This is a genomic window from Amycolatopsis mediterranei (genome assembly GCF_026017845.1).
Taxonomy (GTDB): domain Bacteria; phylum Actinomycetota; class Actinomycetes; order Mycobacteriales; family Pseudonocardiaceae; genus Amycolatopsis; species Amycolatopsis mediterranei.
This window is the reverse complement of record NZ_CP100416.1, coordinates 890,381-915,222: the sequence shown is the minus strand read 5'-3', so window position 1 is coordinate 915,222 and position 24,842 is coordinate 890,381. Positions and strand designations below refer to the sequence as shown.

The window sequence follows — 24,842 nt, the reverse complement described above, 5'->3', positions numbered from 1 at the left end:
ACGCATGCGGATCGGGATCTTCGGCACGGGCGGGATGGCGGACGCGCTCGGCACGCAGTGGGCGCGGGCGGGGCACGACCTGATGGTGAGCGGCCGGTCCGACCCCGCCGCCTTGGCCGCGCGGCTCGGCGCCGCGACCGGACCGTGGCGCGAGACGGCCGTGTTCGCCGACGTGCTGCTCCTTGCCGTTCCCGCCGCGGCGATCGGGGAGGTGCTCGCCGAGGCGGGCCCGCTGCCGGGGAAGGTGCTGGTGGACTGCACCAACCACCCGGACCTGACGGGCACCCCGGTGGCGGCGCGGATCGCCACGGAAGCCCACGTGGTCAAGGCGTTCAACCTGGCGCACGTCGACGTCTGGCGGATGACGCCACCGGTGTTCGACGGCCGTCCGCTGTCGGTGCCGTTGTGCGGCGACGACCCGGCGGCGCTCGACGCGGTGAGCACGCTGGTCCGGGACGTCGGCGCCAAGCCGGTGCCCGCGGGCGGCCTGGACCGCGCGGCCCTGCTGGAGGCCACGGCGGCGTTCGTCATCGGGCTGTGGTTCGCGGGCGAAGACGCCCAGGCGATCCTGACCCCGGTGGGCTGAGTCTCAGAGGCCGTACTCGATGGCGGTGGCGTTCGGGCTCGCCGACAGCGCGTATTCCACCATCGATGCGGCCGACGCGGCCGGGGCGAGCGCCACGACCACCGCCGCGGCGACGAAGATCCCGGCCAGCACGCGCTTGACTTTCCCCATGGTCCCCTCCCAGGGTTGCGAAGCCTCCACGCTAACCCGAAACCACGCCGCCGGACTGCGCCGTTGAGCGCAACCCGGCGTCAGTGCGCGCCCACCTCGGTCACCCGGACGACCGCCATCCCGGCCTCGTCCGACGCGGCCAGGTCGACCTCCGCGCTGATGCCCCAGTCGTGGTCGCCCGCCGGGTCGTCGAAGGTCTGACGCACCTTCCAGACGTCCGGCTGCTGCTCGATCATGATCAGCGCCGGGCCGCGGGCGTCCGGGCCGGTGCCGAGCGTCTCGTACTCCTCGAAGTAGCCCTCGATCGCTTCCTGCCACGCGTCGGCGTCCCAGCCCGATTCCGCGTCCAGCTCGCCGAGCGGGAACCACGCCCGCCGCGCGAACAGCTCGACCCGGCGGAACAGCTCGTTGCGCACCAGGACGCGGAACGCGCGCTCGTTGCGCGTGACGGCCGGCGGCTCGGACGGCGGCCGCGTCGAGACCGGCCCTTCTTCGTCCGGGTGACGCAGGGCTTCCCACTCGTCGAGGAGGCTGGAGTCGACCTGCCGGACGAGCTCGCCGAGCCACTCGATGAGGTCCTGCAGCGGCTCGGTCTTGGCCTCGTCCGGCACGGTGTGGCGCAACGAGTCGTAGACGTCGGTGAGGTAGCGCAGCACGAGCCCCTCGGACCGGGCCAGCTGGTAGAAGCCGATGTACTCGACGAAGTTCATCGCGCGCTCGTACATGTCCCGCACGACCGACTTCGGCGACAGCTCGTAGTCGTCGACCCACGGGTGGCCCTGCCGGTAGCTGTGGAACGCGCCCTGCAGCAGCTCTTCGAGCGGCTTCGGGTAGCTGATGTTCTCGAGCAGCTCCATCCGCTCGTCGTACTCGATGCCTTCGGCCTTCATCGCCTGCACGGCCTCGCCGCGCGCCTTGAACTGCTGCTGCGAGAGCACCGGGCGCGGGTTGTCCACTGTGGATTCCACTGTGGACACGACGTCGAGCGCGTAGCTCGGCGATTCGAGGTCGAACAGCTCGATCGCGGCCAGCGCGAACGGCGAAAGCGGCTGGTTGAGCGCGAAGTCGAACTGCAGGTCGACGGTGAGCCGGATGATCCGGCCCTGTTCGTCCGGTTCGGACAGCCGCTCGACGACGCCGGCGGCGAGCAGCGCGCGGTAGATCGCGATGGCGCGCAGGATGAGCTTGCGCTGCGACGCGCGGTCCTCGTGGTTGTCCTCGAGCAGGTGCCGCATCGAGTCGAAGGCGTTGCCCGGCCGCGAAATCACGTTCAGCAGCATCGAGTGCGTGACCTTGAAGCTGGACGTCAGCGGCTCCGGCTCGGCGGCGATGAGCCGGTCGAACGTGCTCTCGGTCCAGTTGACGAACCCTTCCGGCGCCTTCTTCCGGACGATCTTCTTTTTCTTCTTCGGGTCGTCGCCCGCCTTCTCGAGGGCCTTCGCGTTCTCGACGACGTGGTCGGGGGCCTGCACGACGACGTACCCGTCGGTGTCGTAGCCCGCACGCCCGGCCCGGCCGGCGATCTGGTGGAACTCGCGTGCCTTGAGGTGCCGCTGGCGGACGCCGTCGTACTTCGTCAGCGCGGAGAAGACGACCGTCCGGATCGGCACGTTGATGCCGACGCCGAGGGTGTCGGTCCCGCAGATCACCTTCAGCAGCCCGGACTGGGCGAGGGTCTCGACCAATCGCCGGTACTTGGGCAGCATCCCGGCGTGGTGGACGCCGATGCCGTGGCGGACCAGCCGCGAGAGCGTCTTGCCGAAGCCGGCGGCGAACCGGAAGTCGCCGATCAGCTCGGCGATGGCCTCCTTTTCGGCCTTCGACGTCACGTTGATGCTCATCAGCGTCTGCGCCCGCTCGATGGCCGCGGCCTGCGAGAAGTGTACGACGTAGACCGGCGCTTGGCCGCCGTTGAGCAGCTCGGACATCGTCTCGTGCAGCGGCGTCAGCGCGTACCGGAAGGTCAGCGGCACCGGGCGCTGCGCCGACGTGACGACGGCGGTCGGCTTGCCGGTGCGGCGGGTGAGGTCCTTCTCGAAGAAGGAGACGTCGCCCAGGGTCGCCGACATGAGGACGAACTGGGCGTGCGGCAGCTCGAGGATCGGCACCTGCCAGGCCCAGCCGCGGTCGGGCTCGGAGTAGAAGTGGAACTCGTCGGCGACGACCTGCCCGACCGGGGCGTCCGCACCGAACCGCAACGCGATGTTCGCCAGGATTTCGGCCGTGCAGCAGATGATCGGGGCGTCCGGGTTGACGCTGGAGTCGCCGGTCATCATCCCGACGCTGTCGGCCCCGAAGATGTCGATGAGCTGGAAGAACTTCTCCGAAACGAGGGCCTTGATGGGCGCGGTGTAGTAGCTGCGACGGCCCTGGGCGAGCGCGGTGAAGTGCGCGCCGACGGCGACGAGGCTCTTCCCGGAGCCGGTCGGCGTCGAAAGGATGACGTTCGATCCGGAGACGACCTCCATCACCGCCTCCTCCTGCGCCGGGTACAGCTCGATGCCCCGCTCGGCCGTCCAGGTCGTGAAGGCTTCGAACAGGGCGTCGGGGTCGGGATCCGCAGGCAGGAGGTCTGTGAGAGTCATCAGGCGTCCATCGTGCCATCCGCTCGTCGCAAAGTCGGCAGGGGCGATCGCATCGCGAGTGGGAAACCCGTAGGCTTCGCGGTACCGCGCGTCGACTGGGTGATACTTCCGGTCACGCGCGCACACGGGCGGTACTCCGGAGGGCTTAGGAATGGCACAGGACATCATCCCGATCGAACTCGGCCTGCCGCAGGGCGACGTCGTCACCCTGTGGGCGCCGCGCTGGCGGGAAGACGGCGAGGAGTGGGAAGCGTTCCTCGGCGACGAGGACGACCTGTACGCCTTCGCCGACGCAGCCCACCTGGCCGCCTTCGTCCGCACCTCCGAACGGCACGACCTGCTCGACCACCCGGCCTGGGACGCGGTGCCGTCGCTGAACGTGCCGGAACTGATCCCGGACGAGGACCACACGTACGACCTCGTGGGCGTGCCGGAGCTCGTCGCCGAGGAGCCGGACGTCTGGCACATCGCCGAGCTGGCGGAGATCGTCGGCATCGTGCGGTCGCTCGCCGACGTCTGCGACCTCGAAGAGGTCCACGAGATCCTCGACTCGACCGAGGGCTTCTCGCTGCTCGACCAGGGCACGCTGCCGTTCACCGGGAGCGTCGGCGTCCAGGTGTGGAACGACCTGTCCGAGACGGTGTCGCAGAAGTGGGACACCGTGCTCGACGCGATCGACGGCCTGGTGACCCAGCCGGAGGTCGACGAGAAGGTGCTGGAGCAGACGGCCGAGGAGCTGGCGGCGTTCCACGAGGAGTCCGCCGAGGCCGAAGCCGGCGCCGAGGGCGAAGAGGACCTCGAAGCCATCGACACGCTCGACTCTTCGGACGACGAGGACGAGGAAGAGGAAGAGGACGAGGGCCCGGTCGGCTTCTGGGCCGAGGTCGGCATCGACCCGATCAAGATCATCACGTCCGGCGCGGAGTACTACACGCTGCGCTGCTACCTCGACGACGCCCCGGTGTTCCTGGGCAGCGAGGGCGAGATCGACGTCTTCACGTCCACGGGCGCGCTCGCCAGGGCCCTCGCCGACGGCAAGGAGCTGGGCGACACCGACCTCGCCGAGGTGTCCACGTGGGACGAGGTCCTGGCGAAGGCGACGGCGGGCGAGCTCGAGATCGAGGTCGACCCGGAGAACACCTACGTCCTGACGGGCCTGGACGCGGACATCGCGGAGGGCCCGGAGGCGATCGACCCGACCCAGCTGGAGCTGGCGGTCGAGCTGATCACGGACGCGGCGGACTGGGCGGGCGACGACTCGGCCGAGACAGCACTGGCGAAAAACGAGAGCCTGGGCTGGCTGGTGTCGTTCGTCCTCCGCCCGGAGCCGACGCGCCTGGAGCCGTCGGCGCCGTTCGACGCGGAGCAGGGCGCTTGGCGCAAGCTCGTCGAAACTTTCGAGAACCGCCTGACGGTGGCTTGAGTTCCGGCTTTCGAAGGCCGCCTCCCGGGTTCGTGAGGCGGCCTTCGCCGTGTCGACCCCCCAGTCACGCGTGTCGTCCATCCAGGCACGCGTGTCGTCCGCCTGGGTACGCGTGTCGTCCACCCAAGTTCGTGCGGGAAGGGTCGGCTCACGTGATCAGGAGGTCGACTCGCGTGTTTGAACGGACGACACGCGTACACCGATGGACGACACGCGTACCGGGAGGGACGACACGTCAGTCGGTGGGTTCCGCGCGGACCGGGACCACCAGCACCGCCAGCGCCGGGAAGATCGCGGCCACGCAGAAGGCCAGGGCGTACCTGCTGTCGCCGATCACCAGGCCCAGCAACGGCGGGGTCAGGGAGGCCGCGATGTTCTGGCCCGTGTTCTGCGTGCCCATCGCGCGGCCCGACCAGGCCAGGCCCGCCAGCTCGGCCGAGGCCGTGAAGCCCAGGCCGTTGTCGGCGACCGTGATCACCCCGCCCAGCGCCAGCGCCAGCAGCACCAGCCATGGCCACGAAGCATCGCCCAACGCCACCAGCAGCATGACCAGGCAGCTCAAGACCGCCAGCTGACGCATCGGACGCAGGCGGCTGCCGACCCGGTCGGACCACCAACCTGACCCCAAGCGCCCGGCAGCGCCCAGCACCTGGACCACCGCCAGGTACCAACCCGCCGACAGCGGGCTCCAGTGCTGCACCGACACCAGGTACACCGGCGCGAACGCCGACACCGCGAACTGCGGCACCACCAGCAGCGCGCTCGCCCCGTGCACCCGCCACAGCGTCGCGTGCCGGTACGGCGAAGGCGGCTTCTCCCCCGAAGCCGGGCGAGGCGGCCGCGGCGGGTCGGTCACCAGCCACGCCACCAGCAGCGCGACGACGATCGCCAACCCGGCCGGCAGCAGGATCGCCGCCCGGAAGCCGAAGTGCGCGGCCAGCGGCGGCAGCCCCAGCGCGGCCACGCCCACGCCGAGCGGCTGGGCCGTCTGGCGGATCCCCATCGCCACGCCCCGCTCGGACTTCGCGAACCAGCCCATCACGACGCGACCGCTCGCCGCGTTCACCGAAGCCGTACAGGCGCCCGCCGCCAAAAACACTCCAAAGAGGAGCCCGACCGGGTGATTTCCTACCCCGGCGTACACCAAGAGTAACCCCGAGATGCCCAGGCCAAGGGCCATGATGAGGCGCTCTCCGTAACGGTCCGCAGCCGCGCCCCACACGATCAGGGTGAACAACAACCCGATGCTGGGTGCCGCGACGACCGTGCCGGCCTCGGCCAGCGTCAGCCCCTCGGCGGCGCGCATGGCCGGGACCAGGAACGGGATGCCGTAGAGGAACGAGCAGCTCGCGGTCTGCGCGGCGAGGCCGAGCGCGAGGATGAGCCACCGACGGGAACTCGCCTGCACCTGCTCGCCCGCACCGCTCGCCACCTGCACCATCGTCCCCACCGTCTCACCAATTGAGAACAACTTCCTATATAGTGAACGATAGTTGGCACAGCTAAGGACCGCAAGCACCTTGCGGTCCGAAGCAGGAAGGTCAGGTCAGCGCGGCATACCCCGGCTTGATGACGTCGTCGATCAGCGCGAGCCGGGCGTCGAAATCGATGAACGCGGATTTCATCGCGTTGATGGTGAACCAGCGGAAGTCGTCGATACCATAGCCGAACGTCTCGTGCAGCGCGGCGAATTCGCTGGTCATCGTGCATCCGCTCATCAGCCGGTTGTCCGTGTTCACGGTCACCCGGAAGCGCAGCTTGGCGAGCAGGCCGATGGGGTGCTCGGCGATCGAGCGGACGGTACCTGTTTGGACGTTCGACGTCGGGCAGATCTCCAGGGGGATGCGGCGGTCGCGGACGTACGCGGCCAACCGTCCAAGGTGGACCGTGCCGTTCGCGTCGGTCTTGATGTCCTCGGCGATGCGCACGCCGTGCCCGAGCCGCTCGGCGCCGCAGTGCTGAATCGCTTCCCAAATGGACGGCAAACCGAAGGCTTCGCCCGCGTGAATGGTGAAGTGCGCATTGTTCTGACGCAGATATTCGAACGCGTCGAGATTGCGGGTCGGCGGGAATCCGTCCTCGGGACCGGCGATGTCGAAGCCGGCCACCCCGGCGTCCCGGTAGCGGACGGCCAGGTTCGCGATCTCGAGCGCCCGGGCGTGCTGGCGCATCGCGCAGAGCAACGTCGCGACGCGGATGGTGCCGCCGTTCGCGGCCACTCGCCGCGTGCCCTCCGTGAACCCCGCCTGCACAGCCTCGACCACCGCATCGAGTGACAGACCGCGTTCGACGAACAACTCCGGTGCGTAACGCACCTCGGCGTAGACGACCCCGTCGGCGGCCAGGTCCTCCACCGCCTCCGCGGCCACCCTGACCAGCGATTCCTCCGTTTGCATCACCCCGCAGGTGTGCGCGAACGTCTCGAGGTAGGAAACGAGTGAGCCGGAGTCGGCCGCACGGCGGAACCAGGTGCCCAGCTCGGCCGGGTCGGTGGTGGGCAGACCGGCGTAACCGGTCGCTTCGGCGAGTTCGGCGACGGTGGCCGGGCGCAGGCCGCCGTCGAGGTGGTCGTGCAGCAGCACCTTGGGCGCGCGGCGGAGTGTCTCGGTGGGCAGAACAGGGCTTTCGTCAGGCATCCCCCAACGGTAACCTCGTTGTCATTCCCCTACATGGCCGTAACTCTCAGGCTCGGGCTAACCCTCAGCGTTGAGGATCATGTCCCGAATCGGCCATCCGGGGGCAGCCTCCGTAATAGCCTCTTCACGGGGGCCATACAGACAGCAATTTTTGCAATCGATAAGCTTCGTGGCACGTCCCTCCATTTCCCCGCCGACGAAGGACACACAGCAGTGACCACTGACAACCACATTGCCGCCCCGTCCTTCGACCGGATGCGCAACATGCTGGTGCGCGCGGCCGAAGTGCGTGAGAGCGAGCAGCAGCAGATCTTCGACGCGCTCGACGACATCTACGCCCGCCTCGCGCCGGTGGACTCGCTGGGCGCGGTCCGCAAGCGGCTCTCCGAGATGCCCGACCGCACCGAGGTCAGCGTCCTGGCCGAGCGCCTCGACGAGACGATGTCCCGCCTCGAGGCGCAGGACGCGGCCCTCGCCGCCCTGACCCGCGCGGTCGAGAGCATCGTCGACAAGCTCGCCAAGCCCTTCGCGCAGCTCGACGGCCGCCTCGACGGCGTCGCCGCGCGCTTCGAGGGTGTCGCGGGCCGGATGGACGGGCTCGAGGACAAGCTCCAGAACATCCACCGCCGGATCGACGAGCTGGGCGGCCACCTCGACAAGCAGGACGCGAAGATCGAGTCGCTGCCGCAGTCGGTCACCGGCCCGGTCCGCGAGCGGATCGAGCAGACCGAGGCGGCGCTGCGCGAGCGCGTCGACCACGCCGACCACGAGCTGCGGGGCAAGGTCGACGAGCTGAGCCGCGTCACGCAGGAGCGCGTCGGCGAGCTGGGCCGCACCACGCACGAGCGGATCGACGCCAACACCGAGGCGCTCAAGGTCGCGCTGACCGAGACCGGCGAGATGATCGACGCGTCCGACCGCCTGGAGAACCTGGGCAACCGGCTCGAAACGGTCACCACCCGCCTCGACGACCTGGCCTCCCGCCTCGACAAGGTGGAGGACGGCTTCCTGTCCGGCATCGGCGACCTCGACGGCGCGCTCAAGGCGGGGCTGTCGAAGGTCGAGGGCACGCTGTCGAAGCAGCCGGACACCGACTCGGTCGACACGCTCGTCCGCAAGAGCAACGACGAGAGCGTCCGCCGCATCGGCGGCCAGCTCGACGAGGCCATGGCGACGTTCGCGGAGCTGATGCTCGGTGGCGGCCCGGCGGTCCAGCAGATCTCCCCGCCCCCGCCGGCCCCGCGCCAGCCGCGCCGCAGCTCCCGCAACGGCCGCGCCCCGAAGCCGGCCGACGTGAAGGCCAAGACGGGCGAAGGCTCGGAAGAAGCCACGGAGTAGGACTCACGCACGAAGAAGGCCCCCGCCGGGATCCGACGGGGGCCTTCTCATGTCACTCGGACGGGTGATCATCTTCGCGACGATCATCACAGTCCAGCTAGCTACGGATGGTCTCCACGACGATCGGGCCCGGTTCAGGCGCCGACGAAGCGATCGTGAACCCACCCTCGAGCGCGGACAGGGCGGCCGGGACCGCGTCAGGCGTGTCCGTGTGGAGTTCCAGCAGCGGGTCGCCCTCGGAGACCGCGTCCCCCGGCTTGGCCAGGCACAGGATGCCCGCCGCGGCCTGGACCGGGTCCTCCTTGCGGGCGCGGCCCGCACCGAGCCGCCACGCCGCGACGCCCACCGCGTACGCGTCCAGCGAAGCCAGCACCCCCGAAGAAGGCGCCGTGACCACGTGGACGTGAGAGGGCGTCGGCAGCGGCGCCGACGGGTCGCCGCCCTGGGCCGCGATCATCCGGCACCAGACCTCGTACGCCTCGCCCGAAGCCAGCACCGCCGCCGGGTCGACGTCGAGGCCGGCCAGCGCCAGCATCTCCCGGGCCAGGGCCACAGTCAGCGCGACCACGTCCGCCGGACCGCCGCCTTTGAGCACGTCGACCGACTCCGCGACCTCCACCGCGTTGCCGACCGCCCGCCCCAGCGGGACGTTCATGTCGGTCAGCAACGCCGTCGTCGGGACACCGTGATCGGCGCCGATCGAGGTCAACGCGGAAGCCAGCGAACGAGCCTGGTCAAGCGACTTCATGAACGCGCCCGACCCGAACTTCACGTCCAGGACCAGCCCGGACGCGCCTTCGGCGATCTTCTTGCTCATGATCGAGCTGGCGATCAGCGGGATCGACTCCACAGTGGACGTGACGTCCCGCAGCGCGTACAGCTTCTTGTCCGCCGGCGCCAGCCCGGACGTCGCCGCGCAGACCACCGCGCCGACGTCCTCCAGCTGCGATTGAATCTCCGAAGTGGACAGTGCGGCGCGCCAGCCGGGAATCGACTCCAGCTTGTCGAGCGTCCCGCCGGTGTGGCCGAGCCCGCGGCCGGACAGCTGTGGCACGGCCGCGCCGCACGCCGCCACCAGCGGCGCCAGCGGCAGCGTGATCTTGTCGCCGACCCCGCCCGTCGAGTGCTTGTCCACCGTCGGCCGGGACACCGAAAGCGACAGCCGCTCCCCCGACGCGATCATCGCGTGCGTCCACCGGGAGATCTCGGCCGAGGTCATCCCGCGCAGGAAGATCGCCATGGCCAGCGCCGACATCTGCTCTTCGGCGACGTCACCCCGGGTGTAGGCGTCGACGACCCAGTCGATCTGCTCGTCGGAAAGCGTGCCGCCGTCCCGCTTGGTCCGGATGACGTCGACCGCCGCGAACGCGCTCACGGGAGGTCGTCCGGGCCGAAGGCGTCCGGCAGGACGTCCGACATCGGCAGGATCCCGCTGGGCGTGTCCACCAGGCACGAAGATCCGCCGAGCTCGAACAGGATCTGGCGACACCGTCCGCACGGCATCAGCAGGTCACCCGCACCGCTGCGGCAGGCCACAGCGACCAGGCGGCCGCCGCCGGACAGCCGCAGCTGCCCGGCCATCGTGCACTCCGCGCACAGCCCGAGCCCGTAGGAAGCGTTCTCGACGTTGCACCCGGTCACGACCCGGCCGTCGTCGACGATCCCGGCGACACCCACGTGCAGGCCCGAATAAGGCGCGTACGCATGGGAAGCCGCTTCGATCGCTTGAGAACGCAGCGCATCCCAGTCCACAGTAGACACTCAGTCCTCACCCCGCCGGTACGGCTGACCGTCGGCCTTCGGCGGCCGCAGCCGTTGCGACGCCACAGCCAGCACGATCAGCGTCACGAAGTGCGCGGTGTACGGGATCAGGTCCGACGGCAGCGTGTCATTGGCCCAGTAGATCGCGTACAGCACACCGGCGCCGACGACGCCGAGTCCCGCCGCGATCCACTGGCGACGGAACAGCTGCACGATGACGATCACCGCGACCAGGATGACCGCGCCGTACAGCAGCGCGAGCACCGCTTCGCCGCCGCCGGCGAGCTGCAGGCCGTCCGCGTAGCCGAACAGCGCCGCGCCGCCGAGCAGGCCGCCCGGCCGCCAGTTGCCGAAGATCATCGCCGCGAGGCCGATGTACCCGCGGCCGTTCGTCTGGTTCTCCAGGTAGTCCGCGCCGCCGCGCAGCAGCACCAGCGAAGCGCCACCCATGCCGGCGAACGCGCCCGAGATGATCACGGCCACGTACTTGTGCAGGTAGACGTTCACGCCGAGGGACTCCGCCGCGACCGGGTTCTCGCCGCAGGACCGCAGCCGCAGGCCGAAGCGCGTCCGCCAGAGCACCCAGAAGCTCACCGGCACCAGGAGGATCGCGATCATCGTCAGCGGCGCCACTTCGGTGACCAGGCCGCGCAGGATGCCGGCGACGTCGGAGATCCCGACGCGCTGCTGCTTCTCCAGGTCACCCAGCCAGTCCGAAAGGAACGTCGCCGAGTAGGTGTCGAACTTCGGCACCGGCGGCGACTGCCGCGGGTTGCCGGAGATCGGCGCGAAGATCAGGTTCGCCAGGTACTTCGTGACGCCCAGCCCGAGCAGGTTGATCGCGACGCCGGAAACGATGTGGTTGACGTTGAACGTCACCGTCGCCACCGCGTGCAGCAGCCCGCCCAGGGCACCGAACAGCAGCGCGGCCAGCAGGCCGGACCACACGCCGCCGTAGTACGAACCCCAGGCGGCGCCCCAGGTCCCGAGGATCATCATGCCCTCGAGCCCGATGTTCACCACGCCCGCGCGTTCGGCCCACAGGCCGCCCAGCGCGCACAGCAGGATCGGCAGCGCCAGGCGCAACGCCGTCGACGCGGTGTTCGACGACGTCAGCGCGGCGACGCCGGTGGAGTAGGACGCCGACGAGATGACGGCGATGGCGATCACGGCCCAGATGACCCCGCGGAGCCAGCCGGGGATCCGGCCGCGCCGGCGCCGCACCGGCGTGGCCGGGGCGGACTCGAGAGCGACGTCGGTGCTCACACCGCACCCCCTTCGGCGACCGAGGAACCCTTGCTGCCGGCGAGTGCGCGGCCGACCCTGCGTTGTTCGGCCGCGAGGTCGGCGCGCCGCACGATCTCGTACGCCACGACGACCGACAGCACGATGATGCCCTGCATGATCGTCGCGATCTCCTTGGACACGTTGATCTGCTCCAGCGACACCGCGGAGGTGTCGAGGAACGCCCACAGCAGTGCGCCGAGCGCGATGCCGCCGGGGTGGTTGCGGCCGAGCAGCGCCACCGCGATGCCGGTGAAGCCGTACATCTGCGTCGCGGTGATGCCGTAGCTGTAGTCGCGGCCGAGCAGTTCCGGCATGGCGACCAGGCCGGCGACACCCCCGGAGAGCAGCATCGCGATGAGCGTCATCTTCTTCGCGCTGACGCCACCCGCGGCCGCGGCGGTGGTGGACTCGCCGGACGCCTTGAGCTCGAAGCCGAACCGGGTGCGGTTGAGCATGAACCAGTAGGCCCCGCCGATGAGCGCGGCGATGACGACGAACCCGAACAGCGTGCCCGAGCCGAGCGGGATGCCCGGGATCCGGCCGGACGGCTCGATCACGCGGGTGCCGATGTTGTTGCCCCGCTGCACGCCGAACTGGTCGGCGTTGATGAGGAACGCGATGATGCCGGCGACGATCGCGTTGAGCATGATCGTCGAGATGACCTCGCTGACCCCGCGGGTCACCTTGAGGACCGCCGGAACGGCCGCGTAGGCCATGCCCGCGACGACCGCGACCACCAGGATCGCGATGACGTGGATGACCGGCGGCAGCTTCATCGCGCCGCCGGCGATGGCCGCGACGACGGCGGCGAAGCGGTACTGGCCTTCGACACCGATGTTGAACAGGTTCATCTGGAAGCCGATGGCGACCGCGAGCCCGGACAGGTAGTACACCGTCGCCAGGTTCACCGTGTCGACCGCGGTCGAGCCCTTGAACATCTGGCCGATCATCGTGCCGTACGCCTGCAGGGGGTCGGCCCCGGAGATGATCAGCGCGATCGCCGACAGCAGGACGGCGAACACGATCGCCAGCAGCGGCGGCAGCAGTTTCGTGCGCCAGGACGTCATTCTTCGTCACCCTCCCCCGCGCCGGTCATCGCGGAGCCCAGTTGCTGCGGGGTCACGGTGGCGGGGTCGGCCTCGCTGACGAGCCGCCCGCGCAGCATGACCCGGATCGTGTCGGACAGGCCGATCAGCTCGTCGAGGTCGGCGGAGATCAGCAGCACCGCGAGCCCGGCGGCGCGGGCCTGGCGGATCTGCTCCCAGATCAGCGCCTGCGCGCCGACGTCGACGCCGCGGGTCGGGTGCGAGGCCACCAGCAGCACCGGGTTGCCGGACAGCTCGCGCCCGACGATCAGCTTCTGCTGGTTGCCGCCCGAGAGCGCCGCGGCCGGGACGTCGATGCCCGGCGTGCGGACGTCGTAGTCGCGGACGATCCGCTCGGTGTCGGCGCGGGCGCCGGCGATGTCGAGCAACTGTCCCTTCGAGACCGGTTCGCGGGTCTGGTAACCGAGGATCCGGTTGACCCACAACGGTTGCGTGAGCAGCAGGCTGTGCCGGGTGCGGTCCTCGGCGATGTAGCCGATGCCGGCCTCGCGCCGCGCCAGCGTGCCCGCCTTCGTGAGGTCGCGGGCCTTGCCTTCGGAGTCGACCAGTTCGATCTTGCCCGCGGACGGCTTGCGCATGCCCATGATCGTCTCGACGAGTTCGGTCTGGCCGTTGCCCTCGACACCGGCCACGCCGAGCACCTCGCCGGCGTGCACGGTGAAGGAGACGTCGTCGAGCGCGTTGCGGCCCGAGCCCTCGGCGCCCAGCGTCAGCCCGGTCAGCCGCAGCACGGCGCGGTCGGTGACGGTGGACTCGCGGGTCTCCGGGCTGGGCAGCTCGGACCCGACCATCATCTCCGCGAGCTGGTGGGAGGTGATGGTCTTCGGGTCGGCGGTGCCGACCGTCGTGCCGCGCCGGATCACCGTGACGGTGTCGGCGATCGCCCGGACCTCGTCGAGCTTGTGCGAGATGAACAGGAACGTGTAGCCGCCGTTCTTCATCTCCCGCACGGTCTCGAAGAGCGCGTCGACCTCCTGCGGCACGAGGACCGCGGTCGGCTCGTCCAGGATGATGATCTTCGCCCCGCGGTAGAGCACCTTCACGATCTCGACGCGCTGGCGGTCGGCGACGCCGAGCTCCTCCAGCAGCGTCTCCGGCTTGGCGTGCAGGCCGGTCCGCTCGGCGAGCTCGGCCAGCCGCGCGCGGGCGGCGCGGCCGATGCCGTGCAGGCCCTCGGCGCCGAGGAAGACGTTCTCGCCGACCGTGAGGTTGTCGGCGAGCATGAAGTGCTGGTGCACCATGCCGATGCCGGCGCGGATGGCGTCCTGCGGGTTGCGCAGTTTCACCTCTTCGCCGTTGATCGCGATGGTGCCCTCGTCCGGCGGCTGCATGCCGTACAGGATCTTCATCAGGGTGGACTTGCCGGCGCCGTTCTCGCCACAGATGGCGTGCACCTCGCCGGCAGCGACGGTGAGGTTGACGTCGGAGTTGGCCACCACGCCGGGAAAGCGCTTGGTGATCCCGGTCAGCTGGACGGCGGGGGCGCCCCGGTCGGGGACGGCCTCGGCCGGGGCCTCGGCTGTGCTCATGGGCGGGAGAATTCCATATCTCTGGAACGCGTGAGGGGCCCGGAGGAGAATTCCTCCGAGCCCCGAACACGTTGTGAGCTACTTCTGCGGCTTGTCCGAGACGGTGATCGCGCCCGAGATGATCTGGGCCTTGTAACCGTCCAGGACGTCCTTGATGTCGTCGACCTTGCCGCCGGAGGTGGCGTAGCCGACGCCGTCGACCTTGAGGTCGAACCGCTTCGGCAGCACCGTCAGGTCACCCTTGGCGACGGCCTGGATGTAGTCGAACACCGCGACGTCGACGCGCTTGAGCATGGACGTGATGATGACGTCCTTGTCGGCCGCGACGGTCTTCTGGTTGTACTGGTCGGAGTCGACCCCGATGGCCAGCGCGTTGCCCGCCTTGGCGGCGTCGAACACGCCCTTGCCCGAGGCGCCGGCGGCGTGGTAGACGACGTCCGCGCCCTTGGCGATCTCGGCCGCGGCCTTCGCGTTGCCCTTCGGCGGGTCCTGGAACCCGGAGAAGTCACCGGCCGGGGTGAGGTATTCGTCCTCGATCTTGATCTTGGACGAAGCGGTCTTCGCGCCCTGCAGGAAGCCGGCCTCGAACTTCTGGATCAGCGGGGTGTTGACACCGCCGACGAAGCCGATGTGGCAGTTCTTGCTCTTGTACGCGGCCGCGACGCCGGCCAGGAACGAGCCCTGCTCCTCGGCGAAGACCAGCGGCGTCACGTTCGGCAGCTGGATCGAGTCGTCGTCGACGATCGCGAACTTGGTGTTCGGGTACTTGGCGGCGACGGCCTTGACCGAGTCCGCGTAGGCGAAGCCGACCGCGACGATCGGGTTCAGGCCCTGCGAAGCCATCTGCTCGAGGCGCTGCTGCTTGGCCGACTCGGCCTCGCTGGCGGAGGCGGTGCTCTCGTTGACCGTCGTCACGCCGAGGTCGGACTTCGCCTTGTCGGTGCCCGCGGCGGCGGCGTCGTTGAACGACGCGTCACCCCGGCCGCCGACGTCGAAGGCCAGGCCGATCTTCAGCTTGCTGCCGTCGACCTTCTCCCCGGCGGCGGCCGTGCTGCTCGACGCGGCGGGCGCCGCGGGCGGCTTCTGCGCGGTGACGCAGTCGGAACCGCCCGACGAAGGTGCGGCGCTGTTGTTGCTGCTGCCACCGCTCGAGTCCTTGGCGCACCCGGCCAGGGCGAGCACCCCGGCCATGGCCGCGGCGGCCAGCGCGGTTCCACGCATGCGACGCAACGTGTGTCTCCCTCCCCGCTGATCCAGCGGATGGTCAAGGGCACGACCCGGCCCTACTGCCGGGTCGACCGCCAGACCGTACCCGGCGGACAGGAATGCGCCATAGGAAAGGCACGCTACGTAACACAAACGTTTACTCACGAGTCGCACGTGCGACGAACCGGACACCCAATGTGATCATCCGAACGGCGGAGCGGCCGGGCCGAACAGGGCCCCAACAGGCCGCCACCAGGGCGTTCCGTGCCCCGATGGCCGCCTGCGGAGGCCATTCGGGCTACTCAGGGGCAGGTCGACGCGCCCGCGGGGGCGACGCAGAGGCGCGCCGCGAATCCGCCGTTCGCGGCCACCGGAACGGTGAGGACGCCGCCGGATGTCACGCGCCGTGTCGTGACCTGAAGCTGCCCGTCGGCGCCGTCGCCGTAAATCTCGGCGAGCCAATCACCCGGTGGGAGGAAATCGAGTGGCGCGTCGAGCCGCGCCGCCGGCCCCGCCGCCAGCGCCCCGACGTACCACTGCGCGCCGCTGCGGCGGGCGATCACCGCGAGCTTCCCGGGGTCGCCGGCCAGCAGCCGCGTGTCGTCCCACGCCGTCGGGATGCCCTTGAGCAGCCGCTCGGCGACGGGGTGGGCGTCGTAACTCGCGACGCTGTCCGCGAAGTGCTGGACGCCCGATTCGAACAGCACCGACAGCGCGAGTTCGCCGCCGTCGCTGGTCGGCCGAACGCCGGAGAAGGTCACCGGCGTGAAGTCCATCGAGCCGGACAGGTTCCGCGTGAACGGCAGCGTCAGGTAGTGCTCGATCGGGAACGGCACCCGCCCCGGCTTCGGCTTCGTGCCCTCGGCGCCCTTCACCGCCTCGACGCTCATCACGTTCGGCCAGGTCCGCTGGATGCCCCGCGGGATCGGCGCGCCGTGGAAGTTCACCATCAGGTGGTACTTCGCGGCCGCCGCGAGCACCGCGTCGTACCAGCGGGTGCGGTCCTTCCGTTCGGACTCGACGAAGTCGATCTTCAGGCCGACCACGCCCCAGTCGGCGTACTGCTTGAAGTTCTTCTCCCGCTCGCTGTCGGTGTCGGTGATCTTCGCGTCGGCCCAGAGCCAGCTGCCGATGCCGCGTTGCTTGGCGTAGGCGACCAGGTCGGGCACCCAGGCGGCGTTCCAGCCCGAGTCGACGAGGTTGTACGCCCAGCCCTCCTTGGCCGCGAGGTCGACGTACTTCTCCTGCAGCGCCAGGTCACCGGTGCCCTCCGACCACCACGACCACGCCCCCGCGCCGGGCTTGATCCACGACGTGTCGGCGATCTTCGCCGGGCTCGCGAGGTCGGTGCTGAGGTCGGACTGCGTCACGGTGGCCAGGTCGCCGACGATCAGCGCCCGCCACGGCGTGGCCAAGGGTCCTTTCGCGACTTCCGCCGGGTCGCCGAGGGTCAGCTGGAAACGGTGCTGCGGGGTGAGCGTCAGCCGGGAGCCCGCGTAGCTGCCGTTCAGGTCGGATTCGAGGACCGACAGCCAGGTGTCACCGACGTGGAACAGCGCCGGGTAGCCGTACTCGACCGGGTCCTGCTGCGCGACCGGCTTGTGGACGTGGATGCTCTCGTAGTCGCTGCGGCCGTTGTCGAACGGCAGCAGGAAGGAGTCGGCGGCCTGCGGGACGGCGAACTCCGACGCCTCGCGCACGACCGTCACCCACTTCGGGGTGTCGAAGACGTACCGGTAAGCGACGCCGTCGCGGGAGACCCGGACCACGACGGCGAACGCGCCACCGGGCCCCTTGACGTCGAGCGTGGTTTCGGCGGCGTCGTAGGTGTGCTGCAGCCGCTTGCCGGTGGTGGTCGTGTACTCGTCGTGCACCGGCTGTTGCGTGATCCCGGTGACCTTCAGCCCCTGGGTGAGGTCACCGTTCGCCGTCTCGACGCCGAGTGCGGACGGCTCGAGCACCGTCGTCGCACCGCGGGTGACCGACAGCGTGAGCCGTCCCCGGTCCAGGGCGATGTGCGCGGCCGGCGTGGGCGCCAGCGACGCCCCCGGCGCGGTGAGCGTCCAGGACGTCACCGGCGCGGGCTGCCCGGCGGCCGGCAGCCCGACCAGCGCCACCCCGACGGCCAAGACGGCCGCCGTTCCCATGCGCTTCTTCATGCGAAGTCCCTTCAGGCGCAAGTCAGCCGGGCGCCGGCCCAGTCGCTGCGGTCGTAGGAGTTGCCGTCGCCGCCGTCGGTGACGACGAGCCGCAGGTACTGCGCCCCGTGCAGGTCCGCCGCCAGCGGCAGTGCGGGGTCCTGCCACGTCCGGACGCCCGTCGCGGCCGCCTTCGTCCCGTCCGCGTAGACCTCGAACGTCGCCGAGCCCTGCTTGTTCGTCGCCTCGCGCTCGTCGTCGACGCCGACGTCCGCGGTGAACGCCGTGCAGCGCCCGCCCAGGTAGAAGACGACTTCGCTGGGCGCGTGCGCCCCGAGGCCCTTGGGGTAGACGACGCCGTTGATGGTCAGGGGCTTGCCGTCGCCGGCGGGGATGCTGCCGTTGGACATGTCCCGCTCGACCGGGCCGTAGCCGTTCTTCTCCGCGGCCCAGCGCAGGTCGCTCGCCCACGCGGACGCGGTGGGCGGCGCCGCCGGCACGGTCAGCTGCTGGTCACCGGCCCAGGTGAGCTGCCCGAACCCGAGCGCGCGGTAGGTGACGCCGCCGTGCAGCACCGCCGTCGTGCCCTCGGTCCCGGCGGGCGGGGTGACCCGCCAGCGGCCGGCCGCGGTCTCCCCGGTCCCGAGCACGACCTGCCACGGCCGGGCCACCTGCTCGACGCGCCAACCCGCGGGTGCGGTCAGCGTCACGCGGGGGTCGAACACCGGGGCGCGGGCCTCGTCGGTCGCCGACACCGTGACCTCGAACGGCTTCCCGGCGGGCGTGATCTCGCCCGGGACGCCCGGGACCGGCGAAGCCAGCTCGATGCCGGTGCTCACCAGCGGCGCGTTCCGCCACCACGCCCCACCCGCGTGGACCCGGTAGACGACCGTCGCGTGCGGCGGGACGACCGCGGAGAGCCGGCCCGCCGTCTGGAGGTCGCGGTGCGCCCAGAGGTCGCGGGCGGTGTACCCGGCGGCCTGCGGCAGCCCGGCGTCCGCCGCGGTGGTGCCGATCGTGGCGGACGACGTCGTCTCGTTGAACAGCGCGATCGCCACGTCTCCGCCGTCCAGGGGCTTGGCGAACACCCAGTGTCCGTCCTGGTTGGACAGCACCCGCGCCTGGACGCCGCGGCGGTCCTGGTCGAGCGCGATGACCTCGGCGTTGCGCAGGACGTCGAAGTTCGCCGGCGACACCTTGCGCAGGTCGGCGCCGATGAGCAGCGGGGCGGCCATCATCGCCCACAGCGAGAAGTGGGAGCGGTACTCCTCGGTCGTCATCCCGCCGTTGCCGACCTCGAGCATGTCGGGATCGTTCCAGTGCCCCGGCCCGGCGTACGGCGCCAGCGGCGCGTTCGCCTTGAGGATCTGGAGCACCTTGGCCCAGTTGTCCTTGATGTCGCCGGTGGTCCGCCACAGGTGCCCGACGTCGGCACCCCACGTCCACGGCTTGTTCTCGCCCCACTCGCAGAGCGAATACACGATCGGGCGACCGGTCTTCTTCAGCGCGTCGCGCATCTTCGTGTAGCGCTCGAGCGCCGGGCGGCCTTGGTTGTTGCAGTTGTCGTACTTGAGGTAGTCGACGCCCCAGTCCGCGAACGTCTGCGCGTCGACGTCCTCGTGGTCGAGCGCGCCCGGCTGGGTCTTGGCGCAGGTCAGCGTGCCCGCACTCGTGTAGAGGCCGAACTTGAGCCCTTTCGAGTGGACGTAGTCGGCGAGCGCCTTGATGCCGCCGGGGAAGCGGGCCTTGTTGGCCTGCATACGCCCGTCGGCGTCGCGCTCCGGCTCGGCCCAGCAGTCGTCGACGTTGACGTACTGGTACCCGGCGGCCTTGAGTCCTTTGTCGACGAAGATGTCCGCGGTGTCGCGGATGAGCTGCTCGTCGACGGCGCAGCCGGTGGTGTTCCAGTTGTTGAAGCCCATCGGAGGGGTCAGCGCCAGTCCGTCGGGCAGGGCTTGTGCGGGCGTGACCGACACCACGGGCAGCAGGGCCGCGACGGCGATCACCAGGCCGAGTCGTCTCACCAGACGTCACCCCATCGTGAGAGATCCGATGTTTGTCCGAGCGACGCTAGGGACGACGTTCTGGTTGGTCAATGACACACGGATATCACCAGCCGTTCGGCCTAGCGCATCAGATATCAGATCTCTTAGACGTCGGATCTCCGGTCATCGGGACACCCGACAGCGCCGCACCGCCGAGTGCGCTGCACCACACCGCCGGGTGGCGGTGCCGGAGCGCCGGTGTCTGGTCCATCACAGAGGGGAACCCGGAGGTGAGTCACGTTCCGGGTGCGGGTCTAGCATCCGATTCATCCAGGCTCGATGACGTTGACTTCGGCATTGCCGCCCCCTCCGGCAGCGACTGCGGACCTCACCGGCCACCGGGCGCACAGTCAGACGTTGGAGGCCGTTCACCGATGTCCACCACGGCGAGCACTGCCCCCGCGGCAGAGGCGAGCGATCGGGCGGGTGCCTCACGCCGGCAGGGGACCTTCTACCGGGGCGACCCCGGCATGTGGTCCTGGGTGCTGCACCGCATCACCGGCGTGCTCACATTCTTCTTCCTGTTCGTGCACGTGCTCGACACCGCGCTGGTGCGCGTGTCGCCGAACACCTACGACCAGGTCATCGAGACCTACAAGACGCCGATCGTCAACCTCCTCGAGGTCGGCCTGGTCGGCGCGGTGCTGTTCCACGCGCTGAACGGCATCCGCGTCATGCTGGTCGACTTCTGGTCGAAGGGCCCGAAGCTGCAGAAGGCGATGCTGTGGGTCATCGGCGTGGTCTGGGTCGTCGTGATGGTCCCCGGTGCGTTCTTCATGCTGAAGCGCACCGCCGAAATGCTCTTCGGGGGTAACTGACATGGCCGACCTCGCCCTCGCGAACCCGCGCGCGCCGAAGCGCCCGGCCGCGCGCCGGAGCAACTTCGAGCTCTACAGCTGGCTGTTCATGCGGATCTCCGGGCTGGTCCTGGTCATCCTGGTGCTCGGCCACCTGCTGATCATGAACATCCTCGACGGCGGCGTGCACCGGATCAACTGGGGCTTCGTCGCCGGCCGCTGGGCCTCGCCGTTCTGGCAGTTCTGGGACCTGCTGATGCTGTGGCTCGCCGAGATCCACGGCGGCAACGGGCTGCGCACGATCATCGACGACTACGCCCGCAAGGACAGCACGCGGTTCTGGCTGAAGATCCTGCTGTACGTCTCGATGGTGCTGATCCTGGCCGTCGGCACGATGGTGATCTTCACGTTCGACCCGAACATGCCCGCGAACTAAAAGTCTCGGAGACTTTTTCGATGCAGTTCCACAAGTACGACGTGGTGATCGTCGGCGCCGGCGGCGCCGGGATGCGCGCGGCCATCGAGTCCGGCCAGCGCGCCCGCACCGCGGTCCTCACCAAGCTCTACCCGACCCGGTCCCACACCGGCGCGGCCCAGGGCGGCATGTGCGCCGCGCTGGCGAACGTCGAAGAGGACAACTGGGAGTGGCACACCTTCGACACGATCAAGGGCGGCGACTACCTGGTCGACCAGGACGCCGCCGAGATCATGGCGAAGGAGGCCATCGACGCGGTCCTCGACCTCGAGAAGATGGGCCTGCCGTTCAACCGCACGCCCGAGGGCAAGATCGACCAGCGCCGCTTCGGCGGCCACACGCGTGACCACGGCAAGGCCGCGGTCCGCCGCGCCTGCTACGCCGCCGACCGCACTGGCCACATGATCCTGCAGACGCTGTACCAGAACTGCGTCAAGTACGGCACGGAGTTCTTCAACGAGTTCTATGTGCTCGACCTCGTCACCACGCCGGACGAGGACGGCAACCCGGTCGCTTCCGGCGTTGTCGCCTACGAGCTGGCCACCGGCGAGCTGCACGTCTTCCAGGCGAAGTCCATCGTGTTCGCCACCGGCGGCGCGGGCAAGATCTTCAAGACGACGTCGAACGCGCACACCCTCACCGGTGACGGCCTCGGCATCATCTTCCGCAAGGGCCTCCCGCTCGAGGACATGGAGTTCTTCCAGTTCCACCCGACCGGCCTCGCGGGCCTGGGCATCCTGATCTCGGAAGCCGTCCGCGGCGAGGGCGGGATCCTGCGCAACGCCTCCGGCGAGCGGTTCATGGAGCGCTACGCCCCCACCATCAAGGACCTCGCGCCGCGCGACATCGTCGCCCGCTCGATGGTGCAGGAAGTGCTGCAGGGCCGCGGGTGCGGGCCGAACAAGGACTACGTCGTCCTGGACGTCACGCACATCCCCGAGGAGACGCTGAACGCGAAGCTCCCGGACATCATGGAGTTCTCCCGGACCTACCTGGGCGTCGACCCGGTGAAGGAGCCGGTGCCGGTCTTCCCGACCTGCCACTACGTGATGGGCGGCATTCCGACCAACATCCACGGCGAAGCGTTGCGGGACAACGAGAACGTCATTCCTGGCCTGTACGCCGCGGGCGAGGTCGCGTGCGTGTCCGTGCACGGTTCGAACCGGCTCGGCACGAACTCGCTGCTCGACATCAACGTGTTCGGCCGCCGCGCCGGCATCGCGGCCGCGGAGTACGCGCTGGCGCACGAGCACGTCGAGCTGCCTGCGGATCCCACGAAGCTGGTGGAAGAGCAGCTCGCGGGCCTGCTGTCGGAGCACGGCGACGAGCGCGTCGCCGACATCCGCAAGGAAATGCAGCAGACGATGGACTCGCACGCTTCGGTGTACCGGACCGAGGACACGCTGAAGCAGGCGCTGACCGACGTCCAGGCGCTCAAGGAGCGGTACCAGCGGATCACCGTGTCGGACAAGGGCAAGCGGTACAACACCGACCTGCTCGAGGCCGTCGAGCTCGGCTTCCTGCTGGAGCTGGCCGAGGTCCTGGTCGTGGGCGCGCTGGCGCGCAAGGAGTCCCGCGGCGGCCACGCCCGCGAGGACTACCCCACCCGCGACGACACGAACTTCATGCGCCACACCATGGCCTACAAGCAGGGCGCGGGGCTGTCCTCGGACATCCGGCTCGACTACAAGCCCGTGACCTTCACCCGCTACGAACCGATGGAGCGGAAGTACTGATGACTGCGGCAACCACTGAAGACGCTCCGGCCGCTTCGGACGAACACACCCCGATCACGGTCACGCTGAAGATCCTCCGGTTCAACCCGGAGGTGGATTCGGAGCCGCACTGGGAGTCCTACGACGTCCCGGCGCAGCGCACCGACCGCCTGCTGAACCTGCTGTTCTACGTCAAGGACTACATCGACGGGACGTTCTCGTTCCGCCGCTCCTGCGCGCACGGCGTGTGCGGGTCCGACGCGATGCAGATCAACGGCATCAACCGCCTGGCGTGCAAGGTCCTCATGAAGGACCTCCTGGCGAAGGACGGCAAGCAGACGACGATCACGATCGCCCCGATCAAGGGCCTGACGACGTTGAAGGACCTCTACGTCGACATGGACCCGTTCTTCGAGGCCTACCGCGCGATCAAGCCGTACCTGATCACGTACGGCAACGAGCCGACGCGCGAGCGCATCCAGTCCCAGGCGGACCGCGACCGCTTCGACGACACGACGAAGTGCATCCTGTGCGCGTGCTGCACGTCATCGTGCCCGGTGTACTGGAACGACGGCTCGTACTTCGGCCCGGCGGCGATCGTCAACGCCCACAGGTTCATCTTCGACTCCCGCGACGAAGGGGCCGAGGAGCGCCTGGACATCCTCAACGACGGCGAGGGTGTGTGGCGCTGCCGCACGACGTTCAACTGCACGGACGCGTGTCCCCGTGGGATCCAGGTGACCAAGGCGATCCAGGAAGTGAAGCGCGCCCTGCTGTTCAAGCGCGTCTGAGTTTCCAGCAACACCCGAAAGGCCCTCCGGCAACGCGTGCCGGAGGGCCTTTCGCCATTCTTTTGTCCTGGGCAACGGTGTGGGGGTGGGCTAGCCTGAAGGGTCGACACCGATTACAGGATGCGAGCGTATGGGTGGAAGTTCGGATCTTCGCCGCATTGTTTCCCGCAGACTGGCGCCCCTCGTCGCAGACCTCGAAGAACACGTCTTCCGCTACGGCTATTTCCGCACCCTCACCGGGACGCTCGCGTCACTGGGCACCGTCGGTCTCCTCGGCCAGGTCCTCGGGCTCGCCTGGCTGCGGGTCACGTTCGCCACGGCGGCCGCCTGCCTCTTCGTGCTGGTGAGTGCGCTTTCCTTCGCGGGCACCCAGCGTCTCCGCGGCAAGCTCAAGCACATCGAAGAGCTCCTGCACACCTACGCCGACCAAACGCATTCCCCTTCGCCGTTGTCGGTGCGGGAATGGCGGCAGGAAGTGACCGTCGAAGAAAACGGCGACGCGCACTGCCGCCGGGACCTGGTGCTCGACGCGGCCGCGAACGGCACCTTGCGGTACGTCTCGGTCAACCTCGTCTACTACGGCACCACCCGTCTGACGAACCGCGACCGGCGCAAGGTCCGGTGCCACGCCTACCACGCCGGCGAGGACGACGTCGACCAGAGGACCCGCGCCGACGGCACGTCGGTGTGGACGTTCACCGCGGACGGAAAGCCGAAGCTGGACATCTACATCCACCTGGGCACGGTGGTCCAGGCCGGTGACCTCATCACCGTCGAATGGGATTGGCCGGGCTATTCGGCCGACCTGATGAACGGCACCGCCCCGGAGAGTTTCGACGTCCTGTTCACCAAGGAGGTCGGCAAGTTCGAGCACCGGGTCGTCTTCCGGAACGTCCGGTCCCCCGCCGCCTTCAAGGTCCGCAACCAGAACGCCCAGAACCTGCAACGCCACCGGATCGGTCAGGACATCGTGGTCGAGTTCTCGGCGGAGGCCCCCGAAATGGGAGACCGGATGGGCTTCATCGCCGACTACTCGCAGAGTTGAGCCGAAGAGCCGGGCCGAAGAGAAAAACGCCCGGACCCCCAATGGCGGCCCGGGCGGAGGTGGCTGATCGAACGATCAGTTACCACCCGTCTCAGAGCCGCCTGACATGGAAATCCATTCCCGAGCCCCCCGTGGGCGGCTCATTGCTAGTTGGTCCGGTCAGGCTACACCGAGGCACGGACGACGTCTTCTCTTGTATACACCCGGTCAAGTGAATGCGGTGGACCGT

Annotated in this window: 20 protein-coding genes; 8 read left to right on the top strand and 12 right to left on the bottom strand. The window is 69.3% G+C overall.

Annotation, left to right across the window (positions count from 1 at the left end):
- Positions 1 to 4 precede the first annotated feature (4 nt).
- Positions 5 to 586: an NADPH-dependent F420 reductase gene (locus ISP_RS04400; protein ID WP_013222779.1), complete on the top strand. Its 582-nt coding sequence runs from the start codon at positions 5 to 7 to the stop codon at positions 584 to 586.
- Positions 587 to 589: 3 nt separating this feature from the next.
- Here ISP_RS04400 and ISP_RS04395 read toward each other — a convergent pair whose 3' ends face one another.
- On the bottom strand, positions 590 to 736 hold the full coding sequence (locus ISP_RS04395; protein WP_014466605.1) for a hypothetical protein: 147 nt from the start codon (positions 734 to 736) through the stop codon (positions 590 to 592).
- A gap of 80 nt (positions 737 to 816) precedes the next feature.
- A complete protein-coding gene (locus tag ISP_RS04390) occupies positions 817 to 3,321 on the bottom strand; it encodes a DEAD/DEAH box helicase (RefSeq protein ID WP_013222778.1) in 2,505 nt (834 codons plus the stop codon).
- A gap of 151 nt (positions 3,322 to 3,472) precedes the next feature.
- Here ISP_RS04390 and ISP_RS04385 point away from each other — a divergent pair, with 151 nt between their 5' ends.
- Complete coding sequence (locus ISP_RS04385) at positions 3,473 to 4,744, top strand: hypothetical protein (RefSeq protein WP_013222777.1); 1,272 nt, start codon at positions 3,473 to 3,475, stop codon at positions 4,742 to 4,744.
- 235 nt (positions 4,745 to 4,979) lie between these two features.
- Here the strand turns inward: ISP_RS04385 and ISP_RS04380 are convergent, their stop codons facing one another.
- Positions 4,980 to 6,185 carry an MFS transporter gene (locus ISP_RS04380; RefSeq protein ID WP_013222776.1) on the bottom strand — a complete coding sequence of 402 codons (1,206 nt, stop codon included), beginning with the start codon at positions 6,183 to 6,185 and terminating at the stop codon, positions 4,980 to 4,982.
- Between the two features lie 100 nt (positions 6,186 to 6,285).
- Entirely contained in the window at positions 6,286 to 7,380 is a 1,095-nt protein-coding gene (locus ISP_RS04375) for an adenosine deaminase (protein ID WP_013222775.1), read from the bottom strand.
- Between the two features lie 213 nt (positions 7,381 to 7,593).
- On the opposite strand from ISP_RS04375, the gene ISP_RS04370 reads away from it, so the two are divergent.
- Complete coding sequence (locus ISP_RS04370; RefSeq protein ID WP_013222774.1) at positions 7,594 to 8,718, top strand: hypothetical protein; 1,125 nt, start codon at positions 7,594 to 7,596, stop codon at positions 8,716 to 8,718.
- A gap of 97 nt (positions 8,719 to 8,815) precedes the next feature.
- On the opposite strand, the gene ISP_RS04365 is transcribed toward ISP_RS04370, so the two are convergent.
- From ISP_RS04365 to ISP_RS04330, 8 genes are all read right to left on the bottom strand, one after another.
- Positions 8,816 to 10,093, bottom strand: a complete 1,278-nt coding sequence (locus ISP_RS04365; protein WP_013222773.1) for a thymidine phosphorylase — start codon at positions 10,091 to 10,093, stop codon at positions 8,816 to 8,818.
- Positions 10,090 to 10,479 carry a cytidine deaminase gene (locus ISP_RS04360; protein WP_033261417.1) on the bottom strand — a complete coding sequence of 130 codons (390 nt, stop codon included), beginning with the start codon at positions 10,477 to 10,479 and terminating at the stop codon, positions 10,090 to 10,092. The genes ISP_RS04365 and ISP_RS04360 overlap by 4 nt, the downstream gene beginning before the upstream one ends.
- Positions 10,480 to 11,745, bottom strand: a complete 1,266-nt coding sequence (locus tag ISP_RS04355; RefSeq protein ID WP_013222771.1) for an ABC transporter permease — start codon at positions 11,743 to 11,745, stop codon at positions 10,480 to 10,482.
- Complete coding sequence (locus ISP_RS04350; RefSeq protein ID WP_013222770.1) at positions 11,742 to 12,833, bottom strand: ABC transporter permease; 1,092 nt, start codon at positions 12,831 to 12,833, stop codon at positions 11,742 to 11,744. The genes ISP_RS04355 and ISP_RS04350 overlap by 4 nt, the downstream gene beginning before the upstream one ends.
- Positions 12,830 to 14,401 carry an ABC transporter ATP-binding protein gene (locus ISP_RS04345; RefSeq protein WP_013222769.1) on the bottom strand — a complete coding sequence of 524 codons (1,572 nt, stop codon included), beginning with the start codon at positions 14,399 to 14,401 and terminating at the stop codon, positions 12,830 to 12,832. The genes ISP_RS04350 and ISP_RS04345 overlap by 4 nt, the downstream gene beginning before the upstream one ends.
- Before the next feature lie 78 nt (positions 14,402 to 14,479).
- Positions 14,480 to 15,622: a BMP family lipoprotein gene (locus ISP_RS04340; protein WP_013222768.1), complete on the bottom strand. Its 1,143-nt coding sequence runs from the start codon at positions 15,620 to 15,622 to the stop codon at positions 14,480 to 14,482.
- Positions 15,623 to 15,909: 287 nt separating this feature from the next.
- Positions 15,910 to 17,766, bottom strand: coding sequence for a glycoside hydrolase family 97 protein (locus ISP_RS04335; protein WP_013222767.1), 1,857 nt, complete (start codon positions 17,764 to 17,766; stop codon positions 15,910 to 15,912).
- A gap of 11 nt (positions 17,767 to 17,777) precedes the next feature.
- Positions 17,778 to 19,769 carry an NPCBM/NEW2 domain-containing protein gene (locus ISP_RS04330; protein WP_013222766.1) on the bottom strand — a complete coding sequence of 664 codons (1,992 nt, stop codon included), beginning with the start codon at positions 19,767 to 19,769 and terminating at the stop codon, positions 17,778 to 17,780.
- A gap of 395 nt (positions 19,770 to 20,164) precedes the next feature.
- Here ISP_RS04330 and sdhC point away from each other — a divergent pair, with 395 nt between their 5' ends.
- From sdhC to ISP_RS04305, 5 genes are all read left to right on the top strand, one after another.
- Complete coding sequence (gene sdhC, locus ISP_RS04325; protein WP_013222765.1) at positions 20,165 to 20,608, top strand: succinate dehydrogenase, cytochrome b556 subunit; 444 nt, start codon at positions 20,165 to 20,167, stop codon at positions 20,606 to 20,608.
- Position 20,609: 1 nt separating this feature from the next.
- A complete protein-coding gene (locus ISP_RS04320) occupies positions 20,610 to 21,023 on the top strand; it encodes a succinate dehydrogenase hydrophobic membrane anchor subunit (protein WP_013222764.1) in 414 nt (137 codons plus the stop codon).
- A 20-nt stretch (positions 21,024 to 21,043) separates the two neighbouring features.
- Positions 21,044 to 22,798, top strand: coding sequence for a succinate dehydrogenase flavoprotein subunit (gene sdhA, locus ISP_RS04315; RefSeq protein WP_013222763.1), 1,755 nt, complete (start codon positions 21,044 to 21,046; stop codon positions 22,796 to 22,798).
- Entirely contained in the window at positions 22,798 to 23,568 is a 771-nt protein-coding gene (locus ISP_RS04310; protein ID WP_013222762.1) for a succinate dehydrogenase iron-sulfur subunit, read from the top strand. The genes sdhA and ISP_RS04310 overlap by 1 nt, the downstream gene beginning before the upstream one ends.
- 130 nt (positions 23,569 to 23,698) lie before the next feature.
- Positions 23,699 to 24,613, top strand: coding sequence for a hypothetical protein (locus ISP_RS04305; protein WP_013222761.1), 915 nt, complete (start codon positions 23,699 to 23,701; stop codon positions 24,611 to 24,613).
- Positions 24,614 to 24,842: the final 229 nt, after the last annotated feature.